This window comes from Nocardioides lacusdianchii (genome assembly GCF_020102855.1).
Lineage (GTDB): Bacteria > Actinomycetota > Actinomycetes > Propionibacteriales > Nocardioidaceae > Nocardioides > Nocardioides lacusdianchii.
In genome coordinates, this window is the sequence record NZ_JADHZD010000015.1 from 34387 (window position 1) to 53905 (window position 19519).

Below are 19519 nucleotides of genomic sequence, written 5' to 3' on the forward strand. Positions count from 1 at the left end.
CCACCCCTGACGTCACCCAGCCTCTCGACAGCCCGCCTCGACACCCCTCGACCTCCCTCGACAGGAGCACCACCTGATGAACGACGACACCACCCTGAGCGACGACCCCACGTCGACGCCCGCGCCCGACCCCATCGCGCTGGTGAAGCCCAAGCGATTCACCGTCGACGAGGTCCTTGCCAGCGCACGCCGCATCGAGCGCACCGCCAACGTGTGCGTCCGCGGCGACCTCCAGGCCGAGTTCGACGAGCTGCTCGACGAGCTCGCCACCCTCGTCACCGCCACCGGCGAGCTCATGGAGGACGACACCGACGAGGCCCTCGGCGACGTCACCGCCCGGACCCGCGTCGCGCAGATCAACGAGCGGATCCCCGTGCTGCGCCGCGAGATGGCTCAGGCCATGTGGTCGGTCAGGTTCCGCGGCATGTCGTCGGATGAGTGGGCGCCGTTCGTGAAGAAGAACATGCCCGAGAAGGGCGACAAGAAGGACTTCTTCAACCTCCTGCTGTCGAAGACCGCGATCGAGCCCGAGCTGACCCTCGACCAGGTCCGCGAGCTGCGGAAGGTCTTCACGCAGCGCTCGATAAACGAGCTCGTCAACAAGGCGTGGGAGGCCTGCACCGAGGGCGGCATCGACGTCCCAAAATTGCCTCTCTCCTTGCGGAGGACCCACTCCTAAGGGACCTGATCTCGGCCGCCCGCGAGGCCGGGATCGCGCCGACGCTCTACCTCGGCGTACGGCTCCCCATCGTCACCTACGAGTACGGCGACCCTGAGCACCCCGAGCGCATCACGCGCGCGATCTCCGGGCCGCCGTACACCGCGGAGGACCACGCCCTCATCGGCGGGCTCAGGGCGTACGAGAAGACCCGCTGCCCGGGCGGCTGCGGCTTCGCGATCGACGTGGCCTGGCACTCCGACATGGACGGCTGGTTCGACGACGTCCACGAGTACGTCTGCCACGCCTGCACGGCCCGTGAAGGCACGGAGCGGAAGTTCGTCTCCACCGACACGAGCCGCGACTTCACCGTCCAGCCGCTCCCGCCGTTCGAGATGGGCGGCACCACCACCGCCCCGACCCCGCCCGCGCCATCGGCGGGGCGCCGTACCGACGCGACCTTGGAAGGCGGTGAGCTGTGAGCGAGACCCGGTCCGTGGTCGTCCGCCTCTCCATGGAGGCGTCGAACTACATCAGCGAGGCGCAGAAGGCCGGCAAGGTCGGCGAGGACGCGATGCGCCGCGTCGAGCGGTCCACGGTCAGCGCCGACCAAGCCCTCGACCGCATCGGCGGGCAGGCCGGCCGCGCGTCCCTCGCGCTGTCGGTCGGACTCGGCGCGGCGATCACGAAGACCGCGAACTTCGACCAGGCCATGTCGAGCGTCCAGGCCGCGACCCGCGAGACCGAAGCCGGGATGAAGTCGCTGCGCGAGGCCGCGCTCGAGGCCGGCGCCGAGACCGCGTTCTCCGCGACTGAGGCCGCAGCTGGCATCGAGAACCTCGCCAAGGCGGGCGTGTCGACGAAAGACATCCTCGACGGCGGCCTCACCGGCGCCCTCGACCTGGCAGCCGCCGGCGGACTCGAGGTCGCCGACGCAGCCGAGGCCGCGGCCGGTGCCCTCGCGCAGTTCAAGCTCGACGGCGACCAGGCCACCCACGTGGCCGACCTCCTCGCCGCCGGCGCCGGCAAGGCCCAGGGCGACGTGTCCGACATGGTGCTCGCGCTGAAGCAGGCCGGCACCGTGTCCGCCCAGACGGGCCTGTCGCTCGAGGAAACCGTCGGCGCGCTGTCCGCGATGGCCGAGCAGTCGCTCCTCGGGTCGGACGCCGGCACGTCGTTCAAGACGATGCTGGCGGCGCTCACCCCGAACAGCAAGGCCGCCGCCGACGCGATGGACGCCTACAACATCAGCGCGTTCGACGCCCAGGGCAACTTCGTCGGGATGACCGCGCTCGCCGGGCAGCTCCGCGACGGCCTGTCCGGCCTCACCGACGAGCAGCGCGCGATGGCACTCGAGACGATCTTCGGTTCCGACGCCGTACGCGCCGCGTCGATCATCTACGACAACGGCGCCGAGGGCATCGCGAACTGGACCTCCCAGGTCAACGACGCCGGGTTCGCGGCCGAGACCGCCGAGACCAAGCTCGACAACCTGAAGGGCGACCTCGAAGAGCTCGGCGGCGCGTTCGAGACGGCGCTCATCGGGACCGGGTCGGGGTCACAGGGGTTCCTTCGCGGACTCACTCAAGGGCTGACGTCCGCGATCAACGCCTACAACGAGCTGCCCTCCTCTGCGCAGACCGCGACCAGCGTGATCATGGGCGGCGCCGCGCTGATCGGCGGGTCCATCTGGGTCGGGTCGAAGCTGGTCCGCGGGATCGCCGACACCCGCGAGGCCCTCGACTCTCTCGAGGCGTCGGGCAGCAAGGCCACCGGCGTGATGAAGGGCCTCGCCGCCGCCGGCGCCGGTCTTGCCGTGCTGCTTGTCGCTGCTGAGGGCATCAAGGCCATCCAGCGTGCCACCGACGAGGCTCTGCCTGGCGTGGAGACCCTCGAGGGTCGGCTGATCGACATGGCCAACCTCCCCGACGGCTTCTCTGGGCGGATCGGTGAGGAGTTCGACTCCATCGGCGACAGCATCGACCGCATCGCCGACCCGGGCCGTGCCGACGAGATCTCCGACACCTTGCAGACCCCCTTCGAGGGCCTGTTCGGTGAGGCTTCCAGCCTCCGCGCAGCGAAGGCTGAGATCGACTCCCTCGACGAGGCGCTGGCCGGGCTGGTGTCGTCGGGCAACGCCGACCTCGCCGGTGACGCGCTCGCCACGATCGCCGAGCAGTACGACCTCACCGAGGGCCAGGTGAAGAGCCTGACGTCGCTCCTCCCCGGCTACAACGACGCCCTCGCGGCGCAGGCCAACGACGCCGAGCTGGCCGCGCAGGCAGACGCCGAGCTCGCGGCCGCCACCGAGGGCGTCGGCTCCGCCATGGCTGGCGCTGAGCCCCTCACGAAGGGGCAGGCTGACGCGCTGAAGGAGGCCCGCAAGGCCGCCAACGACACCGCCCGGGAGTTCTTCAACCTCGGCGACGGGCTCGACGACTCGACGGTCTCCCTCAACGAGTGGATCGCCCAGATGGCCAGCCAGGCCGACGCGCTCCGCAACTTCCGCCTCAACGCCGAGAAGGCCGCCGACAAGGGGCTCCGTAAGGGCCTCATCGCCGCGCTCGAGGACGCCGGCCCGGCTGGTGCGCTGCGGATGCGGCAGCTCGCGAACGCCACGGAGACCGAGATCCGCAAGGCCAACCGTGCCTGGCAGCGCGGGCAGGACGAGATCAACAAGTACGTCGACGCCACGACGAAGGTCCCGCGCGAGGTCTCCACCACTGTGAAGGTGAACAAGGAGGCGGCCGCGCAGGCGATCACCTCGATCAACGCCCAGCTCGCGGCGATCGACCGCAACATCGTCGTCAACGTCAGCGTGCGCCGCGGTGGCGGCGGCGAGCTGCCCTACCTGTCCGGCGCCCCCGGCGCGACGAGGAAGGCTGGCGGCGGGCTGCTCCGCGGCCCGGGCACGGGCACGTCGGACGACATCCCGATCCTGGCGTCCAACGGCGAGTACGTCGTGAAGGCCGCCGCGGTGCAGAAGTACGGCGTCCACATGTTCGACGGCTACAACGCCATGCGGTACGCGACCGGCGGGCAGGTGGAGAGGAAGCGGTCGCGGACCGCGTTCTCGGTGGTCGACAACTCCGACTCCCTGCAGGCGGCGATCGACCGCCTCACCGGTGTCGCGGAGAACCAGACCGCCGCCGTCGACGCCCAGCGCGCGGCCCTCGAGGATGCGACCGAGGCCACCGACATGTGGGCCTCGAAGATGGCCGACGCCGGCCGCAACACCCTCTCCAACTTCGGGCTCGACCTCTTCAGCAGCTCCTCCAACCCCTGGGCCGAGGGCGCCGGCGGTGGGGCGCTGTCCAACCTCACCAACGCCAACGCCGGGCTGACCGAGCGGATCGACCTGCAGGCCCAGCTCGGAGACCTGGGGCTGACCGGGGACGCGCTGTCGCAGCTCCTCACCGGCACGAACGAGGACATCGCCGGGATGATCCAGCGCGGCGAGATCGGCCAGTACGCCGCCCTCTACAGCCAGTACCAGTCGCTGAGCTCCACCGCTGCCGGCGGGGCCGGGCAGCTGGCGTTCGGGTCGGAGTACGCCCAGGCGCAGGCCGTGCAGCAGCAGGAGTTCGTCGAGCTGCAGGCGCAGACGGCTTCCCTCAAGGCCCTCGAGGCGCAGATCGGCAGCCTCGCGGCCGCGCAGGAGCGCACCGCGTCGCAGGTGGAGGAGCTGAACGAGGAAGGCCCGGCCCGCACGGGTGTCGCGGCTGGCCGCGAGGCGGCCCTCGCTGTGCGCGGGTGGGGCAACGAGGCAGCACGACGCACCCGAGGCGAATGGAGCACCCAGTGACTGCCGCGACCGAACTCGTTGTCCGCTGGTCGGGCGGCTCGATCAACCTGACCGGCTGGAACGACGGTCCCTTCGGGGAGTACCACGTCAAGACGTTCACCAACGGCACCAGCTGGGGCAACATCGAAGCGGTCCGCCGGACGCTGCGCACCGCGATGCTCGACGGCGCCAGGTCGACGAAGGACCGCGACAGCAACCGCAGCATCCCACTGAAGCTGAAGGTGTCTGCCCCGTCCCACTCGGCCCTCGTCGGTGGCGAGCAGGAGCTCGACCTCATCGACGGCCGCCGCTGCGAGCTGGTGTGGACTCCCCCGGCCAAGCTGGGGGTCGCGCCCACGGTGTTCGTCATCGACTTCGCCGACCTGCACCACGACACCAGCACGAAGGACTGGGACCTGGGCTACGAGCTCGGCGAGCTGCGCTACGGCCTCACCTTGTCGGCGCTGCCCCATGCGTACGCGGACTCGTGGATCACGATGCCGGCCCTGGTTCAGGGCGCGTCGGTGCCGGTCACCGTCGACGACTGCTCCTCGGCGACGGGCTGGACCGCGACGGGCGCGACGCTGTCCACGTCGGCCGGGAAGCTCGTCGTGACGCCCGAGGCTGGCAGCACGACGATGACCGCGACCCGCTCGGGCTCGGTCGATCTCACGACCGACCGCTACCTCACCGCCTGGGGCAACCGCCCCGACAAGGTCGAGGTCGCCAACGGCAGCACCTGGCGCACTCTCGCGCTGAGGGGCATGGACGGCAACTACCACGTCTACGACGGCACTCCGCTGGCTGACCCGACTGTGGATGCCTTGCGGTTCACGTGGGCGGCTGGCAGCCCGGAGGGCGTCGCCGGTGCGCTCACCGCAATGGCGTTCGTCGACATCCGCAAGCAGTCCGGTCCCAGGTCGACCGAGGCCCGGCAGCAGACCCGCGCGGTGGAGGTCCCGGGCTCCCGGCGTACGCCCGCGTCACTGCTGGTGCAGTCCGCCACCACTCCGCTCGGGATCGCCCTCATCTACGGCGGCCCGCAGTACAACCCCGCGATCTCCCGCGGCGCGACCCACACCCGCGCGACCACCTCGTCCAACCTCTCCGGCAGTCAGAGCACCCTCACCTCCGGCAGCGCCATCGCGTTCGAGGTACCCGCCACCGACTTCTACACCGGCAGCCACTCCATGTTCGTCTGCGCCCGCCCCGTCGCCGGCGGCGTCACCACCACCGGCACCCTCACCGCGACCATCCAGCTCCGCGGTGCCACCGGTGGGATCATCCTCGAGACGGTCCGCACCCAGACCCTCACGTGGGCCGCAGGCGAGGTGAAGCTCGACCTCCTGGGCGCCGTCGACCTCCCGGGCGCGGCTCTGCCTCCCGGGTCGCTCACATACGTGCGCGTCGAGCTCGGGTGGGTCAAGGACGCTGCTGCACCCGACGAGCGGAACCTGTTCATTGACGAGGTCCTCTTCTTCAACCGCACCCTCGGCCGGCTCGTCATCGCCAACGCCGGCCTCAACCGCAAGATCTGGGTCGACGCAGCCAACCTCGACGTCGACCACGACGTCGTCTACGCCGGCTCCGGCCCAAAGTACGACGCCGCGCCGATGAGCCTCGAGACCGAACTCCCCGCCTGGGCCGGCGCGCTGTCGATGAACCCGGGCACGACGCACCTGTACGTCGGCACCACCGGCGCGCTCGACACCACCGTCGAAGCCACCTTCCGCCCCGCCGGGAACACGCACATGCCCGTCCTGGTGGTGTGAGGTGGAACAGCCCGACCTCCTGATCGACGGCCGCCGCGTGTCGCTGATGATGCCGTGGGGGGACCTCGAGCTGGTGAAATGCTGGCCGGGTGGCACGGAGTCGATCACCTTCGACATCTCGCGAGGCCACGCTCTCTTCCGGCCCGGCGCGCTGGTGACGCTCGACTACGGCGGCATCAGGATCGCCGCGGGCCGGCTAAACCGTCCGACGCGCGGCGAGCTGCTGCAGGCAGTCGGGCTGTGGCGGCTCGGTGAGGAATTCACTGCCCTCGACGGTTCGTTGGCCCCTGCGACGTCAGTTCACGCGGCCGTGGATGGTCCGATCGGGCGAGGGATGCCGTGGCGTCGCGGCCCCGATGGCACTGGATCGATCTACGACCTGTCGCCGGAGCCGCTCGTGCGTGGGATGCCGAACCTCGACCCGGACCGGACCCACTCGGTGTCGGAGTTCATGGACGCCTCCGCCAAGGAGCGCGGCCACCTGTGGGGAGTGGACCCCTACCGCTTCGCGTTCATGCAGGACTGGGCAGCGCCGACGATGCACTTGCTTCCCGACGTCGACGGCCTCGGCCGCAACGCCGACGGCTACGCCTCCTGCCTCATCGCGCGCTACAACTCCGTCACGACTGGCCTCTACGAGCCCGCGGTCTACGAGGACGTCGAGGCCACGAAGCGGTGGGGCTACCGCGAGCGCACGCTGACCGTCCTTCTCGCCGAAGGTCAGCCGATCACCGAGGAAGCCGCCCTCGGCATCCTCGCCGGGATCCTGTCCCAGGGCCGGGCGGGCATGGGCTGGGAGCGCCCCGTCGAGGTGCAGTACGGCGACGTCGTGAACGTCCGCCAGGAGCCCGTCGACCTGTGGGACCTCGGGCAGCCCGCGCAGACCATCACCGCCCACGGGCTGGCCGAGGACGTCGCCGACCTCGACGGCGGCACCACGGCGCTGATCCGTGTCGCCAGGACCCGGCACCGGGACTCCACGGTCCTGATCGAGCCGGCCGGGCTGTCCTCCCCGATGGAGGACGCACTGGCCGCAGCCGGTGTGGCGTGACTCCCCAACCGCGCGAACGGCATGACCTCGGAGGGAGCCATGCGTGCCCACGACGAACAACGGCGGACTCCCCCTCTGGGCGCGACTGACGATCCTCGGAGCGCTCCTGCTGCTCCTGATCTTCAACGTCGCGACCAAGGGGGACTCGGCCCTCTCGCTGCTCATCGGCGGCGGCCTCTTCGCCGCCATCGGCATCGACCAGAACGCCCGCAACCGAGGAGGGACATGACGTGCCCGTGACCGAGTTCTACGAGACCTGCCGCGAGATCGTGCGATTCGTCGCGCCGGTCGCGTTCCTGTGGCTCGTCTACCGCAGCGTCCGCGCATGGCCGGCCGACTGGGCCAAGCCCGACCACGTGTGGCACTACCGGCTGCTGCTCATCATCGGCTCCGGCTTCCTCGCCGGCGCGACGTGGGGCGCCTTCTGGTACACGCGGGTCGACGCACCCGCGACCGGCGTCTCGGTCCTCACACTCACCCTGTCGCTGCTGACGTTGGCGCTGTGCGCCTGGTGGCCCAAGCCCCGCTCGATGCGGAAGGACTGACCATGCCCCGACCCACACCCCGCTGGTGGATCTTCGTCTCGATCGCCGGCCTCGCGATCGTCGCGATCGCGTTCTACTTCCTGACCCGCGACGCCAACCAGAAGGCCGACAACCGCGGCGCCGTGGTGGTGACGTTCGCCGAGCAGGCGCAGGAGGCGTGCGCGGACCCTGTCCAGCGCGCCGACCTCGCGGAGACCGGCTTCTCCTGCGCGGCACTCGAGGAAGCCGCTGAGCGCGTCGAGTCCGACGACCAGGCCGTCCTGATCCCGGGACCCCGCGGCGAGCGCGGCCCTGTCGGACCTCCCGGCCTCGACGGCTCCGACGGCCGCGACGGGCAGCCCGGAGCCACCGGCCCGCGCGGCGCCACCGGCCCCGCCGGCAAGGCGGGCGAGCCCGGCCTCCCCGGCCCCACCGGGCCTGTCGGTCCCGGAGGCCCCGCCGGAGCAGACGGCCAGGACGGCGCGCGTGGAGAGATCGGCCCGACTGGACCCACCGGAGCGAGGGGCGACACCGGAGACACCGGCCCCGCCGGCGAGCCCGGGCCCCGCGGCGAGCCAGGTCCGCAAGGACCTACTGGTGAGCCCGGAGCCGTTGGCCCGAAGGGTGACCCCGGTGCGCCCGGTGCGCCCGGTGCGCCCGGTGCGCCCGGTGCTCCTGGCCGCGGCATCGAGACCATCGCTTGCGAGTCCGTCACCCCGTTCACGCTGACCGTCACCTACGACGACGGCACCACCGCCACCTACGAGTGCGGGCGCGGCGTCCTGCCCGAGTGACCCGGCTGCGCGTCCACCTCGCCCACCTCATCGCCCGGACCTCTCAGGTCTTCCAGCCGCTCTGCCCGGGCGGCTGTCGGCAACCCCTCGGCCACTGCACCTGCAGGTGGCTCCCACCTCTCCCCGAGGAGTGACCCATGTCCCTGCCCTACGCCGTCCCCGTCCGAGGCAAGCCCGGCTGCCCCTGCGACGCTGAGTGGATCCCCGCCCTCGAGGAAGAGCTCCTCGAGCAGGGCATCATCACGAAGCCGCTCACGATCGCGCAGCTCATCGGCATGGCCAGCGCGTCCGCCCTGGTGCACAGCCGCGGCGGTGCCGGCGACATCTGGGAGACCGACGAGCGGATCTCCTACGTCGCCCGGCAGATGGGCGCCGTGTCCTGGCCGCGCGTCACCGGCTCCTTCGCGAACAACCGACACACCCACTGGGTGCTCATCGGGTGCCCCCACCTCCACCAGCAGGGACGCAACCAGATCACCGAGGCATACGCCGGCGGCGACGGCCTCCTCGGTGACGTGCCGGACGACTCCGCGCTCCACGCCGCGCTGTGGCCCAAGCGCACCTGGCGCCAGGGCATCGCCTGGCACCGCGAGCAGCAGCTGCGCCGGCGCCGGATCGTAAAGCTCGAGGTCGCCCGGGCCAGGCGCGCGAAGTGGCGTCGCTGGACGAAGCGCGCGACGACCAACATCGATCGACTCAAGGCGCTGACGAAGTGACCACCCGGGCGCCACGGCGCGCGCTCGGCATCCACTCCTCCGGCCGATTCGACCGCACCGACGCGTCCCTTGCCCGCTCGGTCCGCCGACTCCGCAAGGTCACCCGCGGCCGCCTGCTCGCCCGCCACCGGGTCTCCTACGTCACCGGCACCGAAGCCTCCGGCCGCGGCTGGAAGGACATGAAGGACATCCTCGGCACCGACCAGGCATGGGACTACGCCTGGATCAAGGGCCGCGGCGCCGGGGAGTGCTGGGCCACGTGGCGCACCAGCCACCTCGAGCTCGCCGGCACGCCGTACACGCGCAAGCTCACGACCATGACATGGCGCCGGTCCGCTGCCTACGGTGGCGGCGAGGCACCGCCCGTCGAGGCGCTTGTCGTGCCGCTGAAGGTCGTTGGCCGCCCCAACCGGCGCCACCTCTACGTGGTCGTCCTCCACGCGCCGCTCGACAACACGGACCTGCGCGCCGAGATCTGGCGCGACGTCGCCCGCGGCCTCAGGGTCCTCGCGGCCGACATCCGCGCCAGCGACCCGCACGCAGAGCTGGTCTTCGAGGCCGACTGGAACAAGAACCACCGCATCCCCTCCGAGCGGGGCGCGATCGCCAAGTACGTCGCGCGGCCGCTGCGGCTCGTGCAGGGCTGGGACGGCTCGAGCCCCGAGCGGGGTGGCACCCACGGCCGGCAGCTCATCGACGGTGTCGTCACGTCGCGGCGGGTCCTGGGCTGGTCCACACCCTGGTGCTGGCTCGTCGCCGACGACGACTCCTCCGACCACCGCCCCTACGTCCACACCCTGCGCTGGCCGCTCCTCCCGAAGCGGATCCGCAACCACCTCACCAAGGAGAACTGAGCCATGACCAGTCGACCCCTCGCCGCGGACGCCCGCAACCGCGCGCTGCGGACCTTCCTCCAGGGCCTCGCGTTCACCATCGCCGCCGCGGTGGTCGTGTCCCTGCTGTCCGCCGTCACCTCCGCCGCGTCGTGGGGCGAGTTCGGCGGCGTGCTCGTCGGGTTCGCGTTCTTCCAGTCCATCGCGGTCTCCGCGCTGTCGTGGGTGATGCGCGCCGTGCTCGACCCCGCGTCCAGCATCCCCACGCCGCTGCCGCCCGCCGACCCGGGTGAGCCCGACGCCAGCGCTGGCGACCAGCACCGCTTCTGACCTCCACCACCACCACCGCGAGAGGGACCGCCGCCCATGGCCACCTACGCCACCCTGACCGTCAACGCCAAGGAAGTCATCGGCGAGCGATTCACCAACGCCAACGCCTCCGTGTGGGTCGAGCCCGACACCCCCCACGGCCTGATCGTCGTCGACGGCACCACCATCCGCATCGGCGGCCGCCGCGAGGTGCCCGACGCCTTCGGGATCGTCACCTTCCCCGACCTCGTCACCACCAACAGCGCCGACAACCCCCGCCCCTTCGGCTACCGCGTGACCATCGAGTGCGCCCCCACCGGCAGCCGCACAAGGGATCCCGAGACGATCGTCACCAGCAGCTTCCCGCTGACGTCGAACAAGAACCTCGCGGACATCGACGAGGCTTGGGACAACATCACCGCGCCCCCGTCGTGGCGCTCCGACTTCCGCGACGAGATGGAAGGGCTGCGGGACGAGGTTGAGGCCGACCGTGCCTATGTAGAGGCGCGCGTAGTCGACGACCTCGGCACCACAGACGGGCAGACCACGGCCCTCGTTGAGACGCCCAGCAGCCTAACCACGCAGGCACTCTCATCCCGGTACGCCCGGCAGGACCGCCGCGCCCTCAACGTCAAGGACTTCGGGGCCAAGGGCGACGGCATCACCAACGACTCACCCGCATTCCAGGCCGCCTTCGATGAAGCAGAGGCACGCGGCGGCGCACGGGTCGACGTCCCAGACGGCACATACAACATCGGCACCGGCCTACAGATCGGGTCAAACACGCACCTCGACCTAGACTCCGGTGCCGTGCTCCTCCGAGGAACCAGCGCCTACGCCAACATGATCCGCAACAAAAGCGACGGCAGCATCGGCGGCTACGACGCATCCAAGAACATCACCATCTCCGGTGGAGTCATCGACGGCAACGGGTTCAACCACACCACCAACTGCACACTGGTCGGATTCGCCCACGCCAAGGGGATCACCATCCGGGACATGCGGATGACCAATCTGTCCGGCACTTGGCACTGTGTCGAGCTCAACGGCGTGCAGCACGGCCAGATCCTCAACTGCGAATTCGACAACAGCCTTGACGTGTTCTCCACCGAGCTTGTCCAGATCGACCTGATGAAGGACAGCGCGGTCTGGCCCTGGTTCGGACCCTACGACAACACCCCGTGCAACAACATCATCGTCTCGGGCTGCTACTTCCACGACTCCACCGCGACCGGGATCGGCTCACACACCAGCGGCACCGCCAGTACCGAAATCGTCATCACCAACAACGTCTTCCGTAGCGTCCACTGGGCCATCAAGCCGTGGGACTGGGGCCACCTCGAGATCAGCCGCAACGACATCTTTGAGTGCTTCGGCGGCATCATTTGGAACGGCGCACCCGCCGCCGTGGTCTCTGATATCGCCATCACGAATAACCGGATGAACCTCAAGCCCGCATCCCAGGGGCGAGGCATCGGTGTGATCGGCGGAACGTCTGGCGCAGCGCGGAACATTCGAGCCGTCAACATCTCCAACAACATCATCCGCGAGGCAGGCCGCTACGGCATCGGCGTGGACTGGGGTACCGGCGCAGTCATCTCGGGGAACGTCATCACGAACACCGGCACCTATGACAACGGCAGCGCGCAGAACCGCATTGCGATCTGGGTCTACAACACCAACGACGCCATCGTGCGGGGCAACGTTGTCCGCGACACCAACGTCGGTGGACTACCTGGCACCGTCGTCGCGGATCTTGCCGTAGGCGCCGACGCGGGCGGCACCAGCGACACGGTGGTCTCCGACAACATCTTCGCCGGATCGGCGATCGTCAACCAGTCCACCCGCTGCCTCACCACAGGCAACATCATCAAGGGCGCGCTGACCACCGGAGCAGGCACCACGGGACACAGCAAGGCAGCCAACGTCGTCGCCGGCACCTACGTCCCCTAGCTCCCGGCGGACCTCTCGCGCTCTCGGCGACGGTCGAAGAGGGCTGCGGCAACAAACCCGGTCGCCACGATAACCCAGTAGCCCGGGAACGTCGTCAGGTTGCTCGGCGGACCGAACTCGACGCGCGCCCAGGCCACAACAAGCCAAAGCGTCGTCATCCGATACCGCCACAACCACCCCAAGAAGAACACCGCCGCACGCTACCTCGGCGCGCTCCCGCAACACCAACACGGCCCCGGTCGTCGTCCTCATCCCGAGGGCGACGACCGGGGCCTGTTCTGCGTTGTCGCACCCGGCGCGCACACTGGCGCCATGGCAGGCGGCATGACTCCCGGGGGACGCGAGACCCTCGCGCAGCGCACCCAGACCACCCGCGAGCGCGAGGCCGCTCGGCGCTACGGCCACGGCACGTCCGACTTCCACGGCACACCACCGGCGCCCTGGGCCGACGCCCTCACCGACGCCACGCCCGCCGACCATCCGCCGCCGGTCAAGCACTGCTGGTACGACGGACCACGAGGCCGACAGCCCGCCCTCCTCCTCGGCTGGCGCAACACCGGCGGCCACTACGACGGCCGCATCGCCGTCGCCGCCCCCGAACCCGACGGCTGGGCCATCGTCGAGATGTGGGTCAGCCAGGGGATGCTCTCCCCCGCTTGACCTCGTCCGCACGCTTCACCAGCTCGAGGTGATCGCGGCGGAACCACCTGCGCCTGTCGTGCACCACGCTTGGCAGCCGCCCGCGCCGCGCGCGCACCTTCACCGCCTCGGGCCCGACGCCCATCACGACGCCCGCCTCGCGGGCGAGGAGCCAGTCGTGCTCGTCGTCCGGCGGCACCGGCCCCGACGGCTTCACCGCGCGCCGCGCTTCGGCCGCGGCAGCGCGCACGCCGGCGAGCTCGAGCACAGCAGCGCGGGACAGCGACGGCCGCTCTCTCCTCGCAACCAGGTCGCCGCGGCGCAGCATCTTCGGGATCAGGCTCGGGTGCACGCCCAACAGACGCGCGGCCTCGCGCTGCGTGATCCATCCCGAATCGGACACGACGGCAGGCTAGCGCTGTCGGTGGCCCCACCTACGGTCCTGCGGCATGGGGACACTGACTGAGGACGACAAGGCCGTGCTCGACTTCGAGCGCCACTGGTGGAAGTACGCCGGCGCCAAGGAGCAAGCCATCCGGGACACGTTCGACTGCTCGTCGACGCGGCACTACCAGCGCGTCAACGCGCTCATCGACCGGCCCGAGGCCCTGGCGTACGACCCGCTCCTCGTACGCCGCCTCCGCCGCCTCCGCGACGCCCGCGCGCGACAGCGCTCTGCGCGCCGCCTCGACGTCGACGTCGACGAGCAGCTCGACGCCTGACGTGGGGCAGAACATGGGGCAGCCACAAGATCGACGCCGCTACACCCCACTTCGGTTCGGGACCCCGACTCACGCTCAGCCACGCTCAACCTGAGCGCGCCCACACACCCCACTGCACCCCGCCCCAGAGGCCGGATCGGATTATGAGTCCTCTGCTCTGACCGACTGAGCTACCGCCCCTCGGTGCGCACCCTATGCGAGGGGGATCTCGACCTCGTACATGTGCTCGACGACACGGAACCCCATCGCGGTGTTCGTGCGGTGCATCGCGGTGTTCGACGGGGCGGTCCAGGTGTGGACGAGCGTGATGGACGGCGGCAGGGCGGCGTACGCGGCGGCCTTCAGCGCGCCGCCGAGCCGATGGCCGCGGTGCGAGGGCATGACGAGCGTGTCGTCCTGCCACGCGTGGTCGGCACCGTGGGGCACGAACAGGAGCGAGTAGCCGCCGAGGACGCCGTCGGACCGGCGGCGGGCGGCGGCCACCCGGACGTCGTACGAGCGGGCGAGGCGCTCCTCGGAAGCGGCGAGCCTGGCGTCGTCGAGGACCGTGGTCTCGACGTCGAGCTCTCCGGCCGGGACGTCGGCGTTCATCTGGTTGCGCATGGCGAGGTAGTGCTCGCGGTGCTCGTCGGGGCAGCGACCGCGCCAGGTGACGAGCTCGTAGTCCGGGTGGATCCCGAGCGGGGCGACGGGCAGGTCCGCGACGAGGTGGTCCTCGCGGTGCTTCTCGACCGCGCCCATCGCCGTGGCGAAGTCGAAGCCTGCCCCGGCGACGGCGAGGTCGACGCTGACCTCGCCTCCCGCCCGGGTCCGACCGGCCGCCCGAGCGCGGTCGGCCAGGACGTGCCACAGCGCGCGGCCGACCCCGCGTCTGCGGTGCTCGGGCAGCACGTGGACCTCGGCCCACCCGAGGTCGAGGTTCTCCGCGAGCGGGAGCTCGAGCTCGGCCACGCCGACCAGCCGGTCGCCGTCGTGCGCCTCCCAGCGGACGCGCTCAGCGTACGGCCCCGGCTGCGTGGCGGAGACCTCGAAGGCGTCGAACGCCTGGAGGAGGGCGTACGGACGGTCGGCCCGGGCGGACCGGTCCTGGACGTCGTACCAGCGGCGGCGGGCGTCGGGGTCGGTCACGTCGAGCTCGCGGATGTCCACCGGCCCATCCGACCCCACCCGCGCGACCGGGACAACCGGATATCGGGTTCGGCTCCACGCCCGCGACGGGTCGTGGGACAGTGGGCCGTCTCGGGATGGGAGGACCTCGGGTGGCCAAGGACCGCGCAGAGCTGCTGAGCCCGTCGCAGCGTCACCTGGTGACGCGCTTCGGCTACGGCGTCGACGCCACCCTCGCCCAGGACGTACGCCGTGCCGGTGGCGCGCAGGCGTGGTTCGAGCGCCAGCTCACCCGTCCCGGCGCGGTCCCCGATCGCGGTGCCGAGCAGGTGCGCGGCTGGTGGCCCGACCTCGACCGGGAGCCCGCCGACCTCTGGCAGCGCCAGGTCCAGGAGGTCCGCGGCGGCTGGCAGGTGATGGAGGACTACGGCCGCTGGCTCCTCGTGCGTCGGATCCGCACCCGCCGCCCGGTGCTCGAGAAGATGACCGAGTTCTGGGAGGCCATGCTGCACGTGCCGGTGAGCGGTGACGCCCACTTCACCTGGCGTGTCGACTACGGCGACACGATCCGGCGCCACGCGCTCGGTCGCTTCGACCAGATGCTCGTCGAGACCACGACGCACCCGGCGATGCTGATCTTCCTGTCGGCGGCCACCTCCACCAAGCGCGCGCCCAACGAGAACCTGGGCCGCGAGCTGCTGGAGCTGCACACCCTCGGCGCGGGCAACTACACCGAGGACGACGTCAAGGCCTCGTCGCGGATCCTGACCGGCTGGCACGTCGACCTGTGGAAGACGTGGGCCGCGTCCTACGTCGAGGACGACCACTGGACCGGCACCGTGCAGGTCCGCGGCTTCCGCGACAAGAACCGGAAGGCCGACGGACGCCGCCTGACCAGGGACTACCTGCGCTACCTCGCGCACCACCCGGACACCGCGCACCGGATCGCCGAGCGGCTCGCGACCAAGTTCGTCCGCGACGACCCGCCGGCCTCGCTGGTCAGACGACTGGCGAAGGTCTACCTCACGAACGACACCGCGATCGTGCCGGTGCTGCAGGCGCTCGTGGCGAGCAAGGAGTTCCGGTCCTCGGCCGGCAAGAAGCTGCGCGACCCCAGCGAGGACGTCGTGGCGACCTATCGCGCCCTCGGTGTCGACGTGGGCCGCCCGTCGGAGAACGACTCCGGCGCCAACGCCATGCTCTGGCAGGCCTCCGGCCTGGGGCTGTCGCCGCACGCCTGGCCGCGACCCGACGGCACGCCCGTGACCGACGCGGTCTGGGCCTCGCCGTCGCGGGCGCTCGGGTCGATGAGCATGCACTGGTCGATGGCCGGCGGCTGGTGGCCCACCACCGACCTCCGCTACCGCAAGCCCGCTGCCTGGGTGCCGGCGAAGAAGCCGGTCAGGTTCGAGGACCTCGTCGACGACGTGTGCCGCGACCTGCTCCACCGACGCGCGACGAGGTCCATGGTCGAGACCGCGTCCCTGGCGACGGGCTGTCGCCGCCGGGAGAAGATCGACCGCGAGCACGACCTCTACCGATGGGGATTCCCCCGGCTGCTCGCCGCGGTCCTCGACTCCCCCGACCACCTGGGGTGCTGACATGACGACCCACGGACCCACCTCATCTGCCTCCGGCTCCGCCCCTGCCTGCGGCTGCCCCGACTACGACGAGGCCCGCCTGGCGCTCAGCCGTCGCGCGTTCCTCGGTGGGACCGTCCTGGCCGGGGGTGCGATCGCGCTCGGCTCCGGGCTCACCGGCTCGGGACCGCAGGCGTACGCCGTCGCCGGGCGCACCGCGGCCGGCCTGGCCTCGACGACCGGCTCGGTGCTGGTGCTCCTGTCGCTGCGCGGCGCCGCCGACGGGCTGTCGCTGGTGGTGCCGCACGGCGACCCCGCCTACTACGCCGCGCGCCCGCGCATCGGCGTACCCCGCACGGCGCTGCTGGCGCCGGACGCCATGTTCGGCCTGCACCCCGCCCTCGCGCCGCTCCTGCCGATGTGGAACGCCGGCACCCTCGCTGCCGTGCACGCCACCGGGATGGCGAGCCCGAACCGCTCCCACTTCGCGGCGATGGAGGCCATCGAGGACGCGGCGCCGGGGTCGACGGCCCGCAACGGCTGGCTCAACCGCCTCCTGGGCGAGCTGCCCAGGGCCTCTCCCCTGCAGGGCACCGCGATGGGCAACCAGGTGCCGACGTCGCTCTTCGGCACGAACCCCGCTTTCGTGGTCGGCCGGGTCGACCAGGCCGAGGTGGCCGGCGCGGACGACGACGGGCGCCGGCTGCGGGCGCTCCAGCACGCGTGGAAGGGCCGCTCGCCGATGGGCCGTGCCGTACGCGACGCGATCGCGGGCGCCGAGACCTTCGGCGCTGCCCGCGACCTGCCCGCCGGCAGCCCCGCCACCGCCTATCCGGGCAGCCAGCTGGGCAAGGCGCTCTCCGACGTCTCGCGGATCGTCCGCTCCGGCGTCGGCGCCGAGGTGATCACCGTCGACCAGGGCGACTGGGACATGCACACCGACCTCGGCACCCTCGAGTGGGGCGAGATGAAGCGCAACGCCGGCGACCTCGCCTCCTCGATCGCCGCCTTCTTCGCCGACCTCGGGCCGGCAGCCGACCGCGTCACGCTCGTGACGCTGAGCGAGTTCGGCCGGCGGGTCAAGGAGAACGACGACTACGGCACCGACCACGGCTTCGGCAACGTGATGTTCGTGGCCGGCGCGGGCGTGCGCGGCGGGCGCTACCTCGGCTCCTGGCCCGGGCTCACCGACGCCCTCGACGCCGACCTGCTCGTGACCACCGACTACCGCAGCGTGCTCACCGAGGTCGTCACCCGCCGCTTCGGCGTCTCCGTCGGGCAGGTCTTCCCGGGCTTCGCGCCGCAGGCGGTCGGCGTCATGGCCTGACGAGGGCAGACACGCGCGGTCGCGGGTGCGATGCTCGGACCATGAGCGACGCACCCCGTCTCGAGCCCCTCCCCGAGGACTGGGAGACCGCCCTCTTCGTGGTCGCCCACCCCGACGACATCGAGTACGGCGCCGCGGCGGCCGTGGCGGGGTGGACCGGCCAGGGCAAGCGGGTCGTCTACTGCATGGTGACCAGCGGCGAGGCGGGCATCGACGGGCTCCACCCCGACGAGTGCGGCCCGCTGCGCGAGGCCGAGGAGATCGCGTCAGCGCGCGCCGTCGGCGTGGACGAGGTGGAGTTCCTGCGACTGCCGGACGGGATCCTGGAGTACGGCGTCGCGCTGCGCCGCTCGATCGCCGAGGTCGTCCGACGCCACCGCCCCGACGTCGCGCTGACGATCAACTTCCGCGAGACCTTCGGCGGGACCAACCTCAACCAGGCCGACCACATCGCGGTGGGCCGGGCGTTGCTGGACGCCGTACGCGATGCCGGCAACCGCTGGGTCTTCCCCGAGCAGCTCACCGACGGCCTCGAGCCGTGGGGCGGCGTGCGCGCCGTGTGGGCGGGCGGCTCCCCCGACGCCACGCACGCCGTCGACGTCACCCAGACGTTCGACGCCGGAGTGGCCTCGCTGAAGGAGCACCGGGCCTACATCGAGGGGCTCGGCTGGGAGGGGTGGGACCCCGAGGAGTTCCTCGACGGCATCCTGCGCGGCGGCGGACAGGGGCTCGGCGTCACCCACGCCGCGACGTTCGAGGTGTTCCCGCTCGGGTGGGGCTGAGCCGTCGGCGTCAGCGGCCGAACAGGCCGCGGCGCGGCCGCTCGGTGCGCTGGCCCGCGCCGCGGTAGCGCGCACCGACGGGGAGGGCGGGACGAGCGGGCACAGAGGCCGGCGGGGCCGGCTCGGCCGGGGCGCCGGACGGCTCCGCGGACGGGTCGAACTCGCTCGTGACGGAGGCCAGGTCGTGGCCGGCCAGGATCGCCCGGATCTCGTCGATGATGGCCACCAGCTCCTCGTCCTCGGCCGTCGAGGCCCGCGCCACCAGGGCGTGCCGGCCGAGGGAGGCCCCGATGACGGCGCCCTGCTCGAACCGCAGGCGCATGAAGCCGGTGGCGTGCTGGTCCTCCAGGGAGCGCAGGATGGCGAGCATCCGGTTGCCGACCTCGGCGAGGTGGTGCAGGTCCTGGCGCTCACCCACCGCGCCGATCACCCGCGCACCCGCGGTGACGACCGAGCCCCACACGACGCCGTCGACACCGGCGAGCCGCTGGAGGCAGTGGGTGACGGCCGCGGTCGTGTCGACGGCACCGACCACCGTGTACGTCGGCGTGGTGCGGGGGTCGAGGGGCGTGAGCGCCGCCCGGTAGGTGCCCTCGCCGGCCGGGGTCCAGGTGACACCGACCGTCAGCCGGTGCGTGCCGAAGGCCTCCATCACCCGCAGGTCGCCGACCCCGACCAGCTCTCCCATCCGCCGGGCCAGCCGACCCGTGTAGGGAAGAGCCGCGGCGAGGGTGCCGCCGGTGCGGTCGTCACCCAGCACCGTGCCGTCCGGGCGCACGAGGAACTCGGCAGGGTCGCTGGCCTCGATGCCGTGTTCTGCGCTCATGCCCGTCAGCCTGACGCAGCCTCCGCGTCCTGCCCTGCCGCGTAACCCACAGTTCACACCCGGGGCGAAAGCGTTACGCCCCGGCAACCGCAGCGCGCAGGTTCCCGGAACCCGGACCCGCCACGGTGGCACCTCCAGCTCG

The 19519-nt window shown here is 71.4% G+C and carries 20 protein-coding genes; 17 read left to right on the forward strand and 3 right to left on the reverse strand.

Translation table 11 applies throughout. From position 1 onward, the window contains the following. Positions 1 to 76: 76 nt before the first annotated feature. From IRX98_RS18060 to IRX98_RS18120, 13 genes are all read left to right on the forward strand, one after another. Positions 77 to 679 carry a hypothetical protein gene (locus IRX98_RS18060; protein ID WP_224279141.1) on the forward strand — a complete coding sequence of 201 codons (603 nt, stop codon included), beginning with the start codon at positions 77 to 79 and terminating at the stop codon, positions 677 to 679. Beyond that, on the forward strand, positions 607 to 1140 hold the full coding sequence (locus IRX98_RS18065) for a hypothetical protein (protein WP_224279143.1): 534 nt from the start codon (positions 607 to 609) through the stop codon (positions 1138 to 1140). The genes IRX98_RS18060 and IRX98_RS18065 overlap by 73 nt, the downstream gene beginning before the upstream one ends. Next, positions 1137 to 4463, forward strand: a complete 3327-nt coding sequence (locus IRX98_RS18070) for a phage tail tape measure protein (protein ID WP_224279145.1) — start codon at positions 1137 to 1139, stop codon at positions 4461 to 4463. Before IRX98_RS18065 ends, IRX98_RS18070 begins: the two co-directional genes overlap by 4 nt. Next, the gene (locus IRX98_RS18075) at positions 4460 to 6214 is read left to right on the forward strand and encodes a hypothetical protein (RefSeq protein ID WP_224279147.1); all 1755 of its coding nucleotides are present in this window, start codon (positions 4460 to 4462) and stop codon (positions 6212 to 6214) included. Before IRX98_RS18070 ends, IRX98_RS18075 begins: the two co-directional genes overlap by 4 nt. Position 6215: 1 nt before the next feature. Next, positions 6216 to 7265, forward strand: a complete 1050-nt coding sequence (locus IRX98_RS18080; RefSeq protein WP_224279149.1) for a hypothetical protein — start codon at positions 6216 to 6218, stop codon at positions 7263 to 7265. A gap of 43 nt (positions 7266 to 7308) precedes the next feature. Beyond that, the gene (locus IRX98_RS18085) at positions 7309 to 7494 is read left to right on the forward strand and encodes a hypothetical protein (protein WP_224279152.1); all 186 of its coding nucleotides are present in this window, start codon (positions 7309 to 7311) and stop codon (positions 7492 to 7494) included. A gap of 1 nt (position 7495) precedes the next feature. Further along, positions 7496 to 7810, forward strand: coding sequence for a hypothetical protein (locus IRX98_RS18090; protein WP_224279153.1), 315 nt, complete (start codon positions 7496 to 7498; stop codon positions 7808 to 7810). 2 nt (positions 7811 to 7812) lie between these two features. Continuing rightward, a complete protein-coding gene (locus tag IRX98_RS18095; protein ID WP_224279154.1) occupies positions 7813 to 8583 on the forward strand; it encodes a collagen-like domain-containing protein in 771 nt (256 codons plus the stop codon). A gap of 137 nt (positions 8584 to 8720) precedes the next feature. Further along, complete coding sequence (locus tag IRX98_RS18100; RefSeq protein WP_224279155.1) at positions 8721 to 9299, forward strand: hypothetical protein; 579 nt, start codon at positions 8721 to 8723, stop codon at positions 9297 to 9299. Further along, positions 9296 to 10153, forward strand: coding sequence for a hypothetical protein (locus IRX98_RS18105; RefSeq protein WP_224279156.1), 858 nt, complete (start codon positions 9296 to 9298; stop codon positions 10151 to 10153). Before IRX98_RS18100 ends, IRX98_RS18105 begins: the two co-directional genes overlap by 4 nt. Before the next feature lie 3 nt (positions 10154 to 10156). Further along, positions 10157 to 10462 carry a hypothetical protein gene (locus IRX98_RS18110; RefSeq protein ID WP_224279157.1) on the forward strand — a complete coding sequence of 102 codons (306 nt, stop codon included), beginning with the start codon at positions 10157 to 10159 and terminating at the stop codon, positions 10460 to 10462. Between the two features lie 36 nt (positions 10463 to 10498). Then, positions 10499 to 12394 carry a right-handed parallel beta-helix repeat-containing protein gene (locus IRX98_RS18115; RefSeq protein WP_224279158.1) on the forward strand — a complete coding sequence of 632 codons (1896 nt, stop codon included), beginning with the start codon at positions 10499 to 10501 and terminating at the stop codon, positions 12392 to 12394. A gap of 312 nt (positions 12395 to 12706) precedes the next feature. Then, positions 12707 to 13054 (forward strand): hypothetical protein, encoded by a 348-nt coding sequence (locus tag IRX98_RS18120; RefSeq protein ID WP_224279159.1) that lies wholly within the window; start codon positions 12707 to 12709, stop codon positions 13052 to 13054. Here IRX98_RS18120 and IRX98_RS18125 read toward each other — a convergent pair. Beyond that, positions 13026 to 13436 (reverse strand): hypothetical protein, encoded by a 411-nt coding sequence (locus tag IRX98_RS18125; protein ID WP_224279161.1) that lies wholly within the window; start codon positions 13434 to 13436, stop codon positions 13026 to 13028. The two genes, IRX98_RS18120 and IRX98_RS18125, sit on opposite strands and share 29 nt — an antisense overlap. Positions 13437 to 13482: 46 nt before the next feature. Here IRX98_RS18125 and IRX98_RS18130 point away from each other — a divergent pair, with 46 nt between their 5' ends. Further along, positions 13483 to 13755, forward strand: a complete 273-nt coding sequence (locus IRX98_RS18130) for a DUF3263 domain-containing protein (protein WP_224279163.1) — start codon at positions 13483 to 13485, stop codon at positions 13753 to 13755. Positions 13756 to 13947: 192 nt separating this feature from the next. On the opposite strand, the gene IRX98_RS18135 is transcribed toward IRX98_RS18130, so the two are convergent. Continuing rightward, positions 13948 to 14904, reverse strand: coding sequence for a GNAT family N-acetyltransferase (locus tag IRX98_RS18135; RefSeq protein WP_224279165.1), 957 nt, complete (start codon positions 14902 to 14904; stop codon positions 13948 to 13950). A 110-nt stretch (positions 14905 to 15014) separates the two neighbouring features. On the opposite strand from IRX98_RS18135, the gene IRX98_RS18140 reads away from it, so the two are divergent. From IRX98_RS18140 to IRX98_RS18150, 3 genes are read left to right on the forward strand one after another with little or no spacing between them, the layout of a single operon-like run. Further along, positions 15015 to 16463: a DUF1800 domain-containing protein gene (locus IRX98_RS18140; protein WP_224279168.1), complete on the forward strand. Its 1449-nt coding sequence runs from the start codon at positions 15015 to 15017 to the stop codon at positions 16461 to 16463. A 1-nt stretch (position 16464) separates the two neighbouring features. Beyond that, on the forward strand, positions 16465 to 17769 hold the full coding sequence (locus tag IRX98_RS18145) for a DUF1501 domain-containing protein (protein ID WP_224279170.1): 1305 nt from the start codon (positions 16465 to 16467) through the stop codon (positions 17767 to 17769). A gap of 41 nt (positions 17770 to 17810) precedes the next feature. Further along, the gene (locus tag IRX98_RS18150; RefSeq protein ID WP_224279172.1) at positions 17811 to 18551 is read left to right on the forward strand and encodes a PIG-L deacetylase family protein; all 741 of its coding nucleotides are present in this window, start codon (positions 17811 to 17813) and stop codon (positions 18549 to 18551) included. 10 nt (positions 18552 to 18561) lie between these two features. Here IRX98_RS18150 and IRX98_RS18155 read toward each other — a convergent pair whose 3' ends face one another. Further along, positions 18562 to 19377, reverse strand: coding sequence for a hypothetical protein (locus IRX98_RS18155; RefSeq protein WP_224279174.1), 816 nt, complete (start codon positions 19375 to 19377; stop codon positions 18562 to 18564). Positions 19378 to 19519 lie beyond the last annotated feature (142 nt).

Excerpts from the sequence above, each read along its gene's own strand:
- IRX98_RS18155 (WP_224279174.1), bottom strand. The coding sequence starts at position 19,377 with ATGAGCGCAGAACACGGCATCGAGGCCAGCGACCCTGCCGAGTTCCTC.
- IRX98_RS18100 (WP_224279155.1), top strand. The coding sequence starts at position 8,721 with ATGTCCCTGCCCTACGCCGTCCCCGTCCGAGGCAAGCCCGGCTGCCCC.
- IRX98_RS18120 (WP_224279159.1), top strand. The coding sequence starts at position 12,707 with ATGGCAGGCGGCATGACTCCCGGGGGACGCGAGACCCTCGCGCAGCGC.
- IRX98_RS18110 (WP_224279157.1), top strand. The coding sequence starts at position 10,157 with ATGACCAGTCGACCCCTCGCCGCGGACGCCCGCAACCGCGCGCTGCGG.
- IRX98_RS18115 (WP_224279158.1), top strand. The coding sequence starts at position 10,499 with ATGGCCACCTACGCCACCCTGACCGTCAACGCCAAGGAAGTCATCGGC.
- IRX98_RS18130 (WP_224279163.1), top strand. The coding sequence starts at position 13,483 with ATGGGGACACTGACTGAGGACGACAAGGCCGTGCTCGACTTCGAGCGC.
- IRX98_RS18150 (WP_224279172.1), top strand. The coding sequence starts at position 17,811 with ATGAGCGACGCACCCCGTCTCGAGCCCCTCCCCGAGGACTGGGAGACC.
- IRX98_RS18095 (WP_224279154.1), top strand. The coding sequence starts at position 7,813 with ATGCCCCGACCCACACCCCGCTGGTGGATCTTCGTCTCGATCGCCGGC.
- IRX98_RS18145 (WP_224279170.1), top strand. The coding sequence starts at position 16,465 with ATGACGACCCACGGACCCACCTCATCTGCCTCCGGCTCCGCCCCTGCC.
- IRX98_RS18060 (WP_224279141.1), top strand. The coding sequence starts at position 77 with ATGAACGACGACACCACCCTGAGCGACGACCCCACGTCGACGCCCGCG.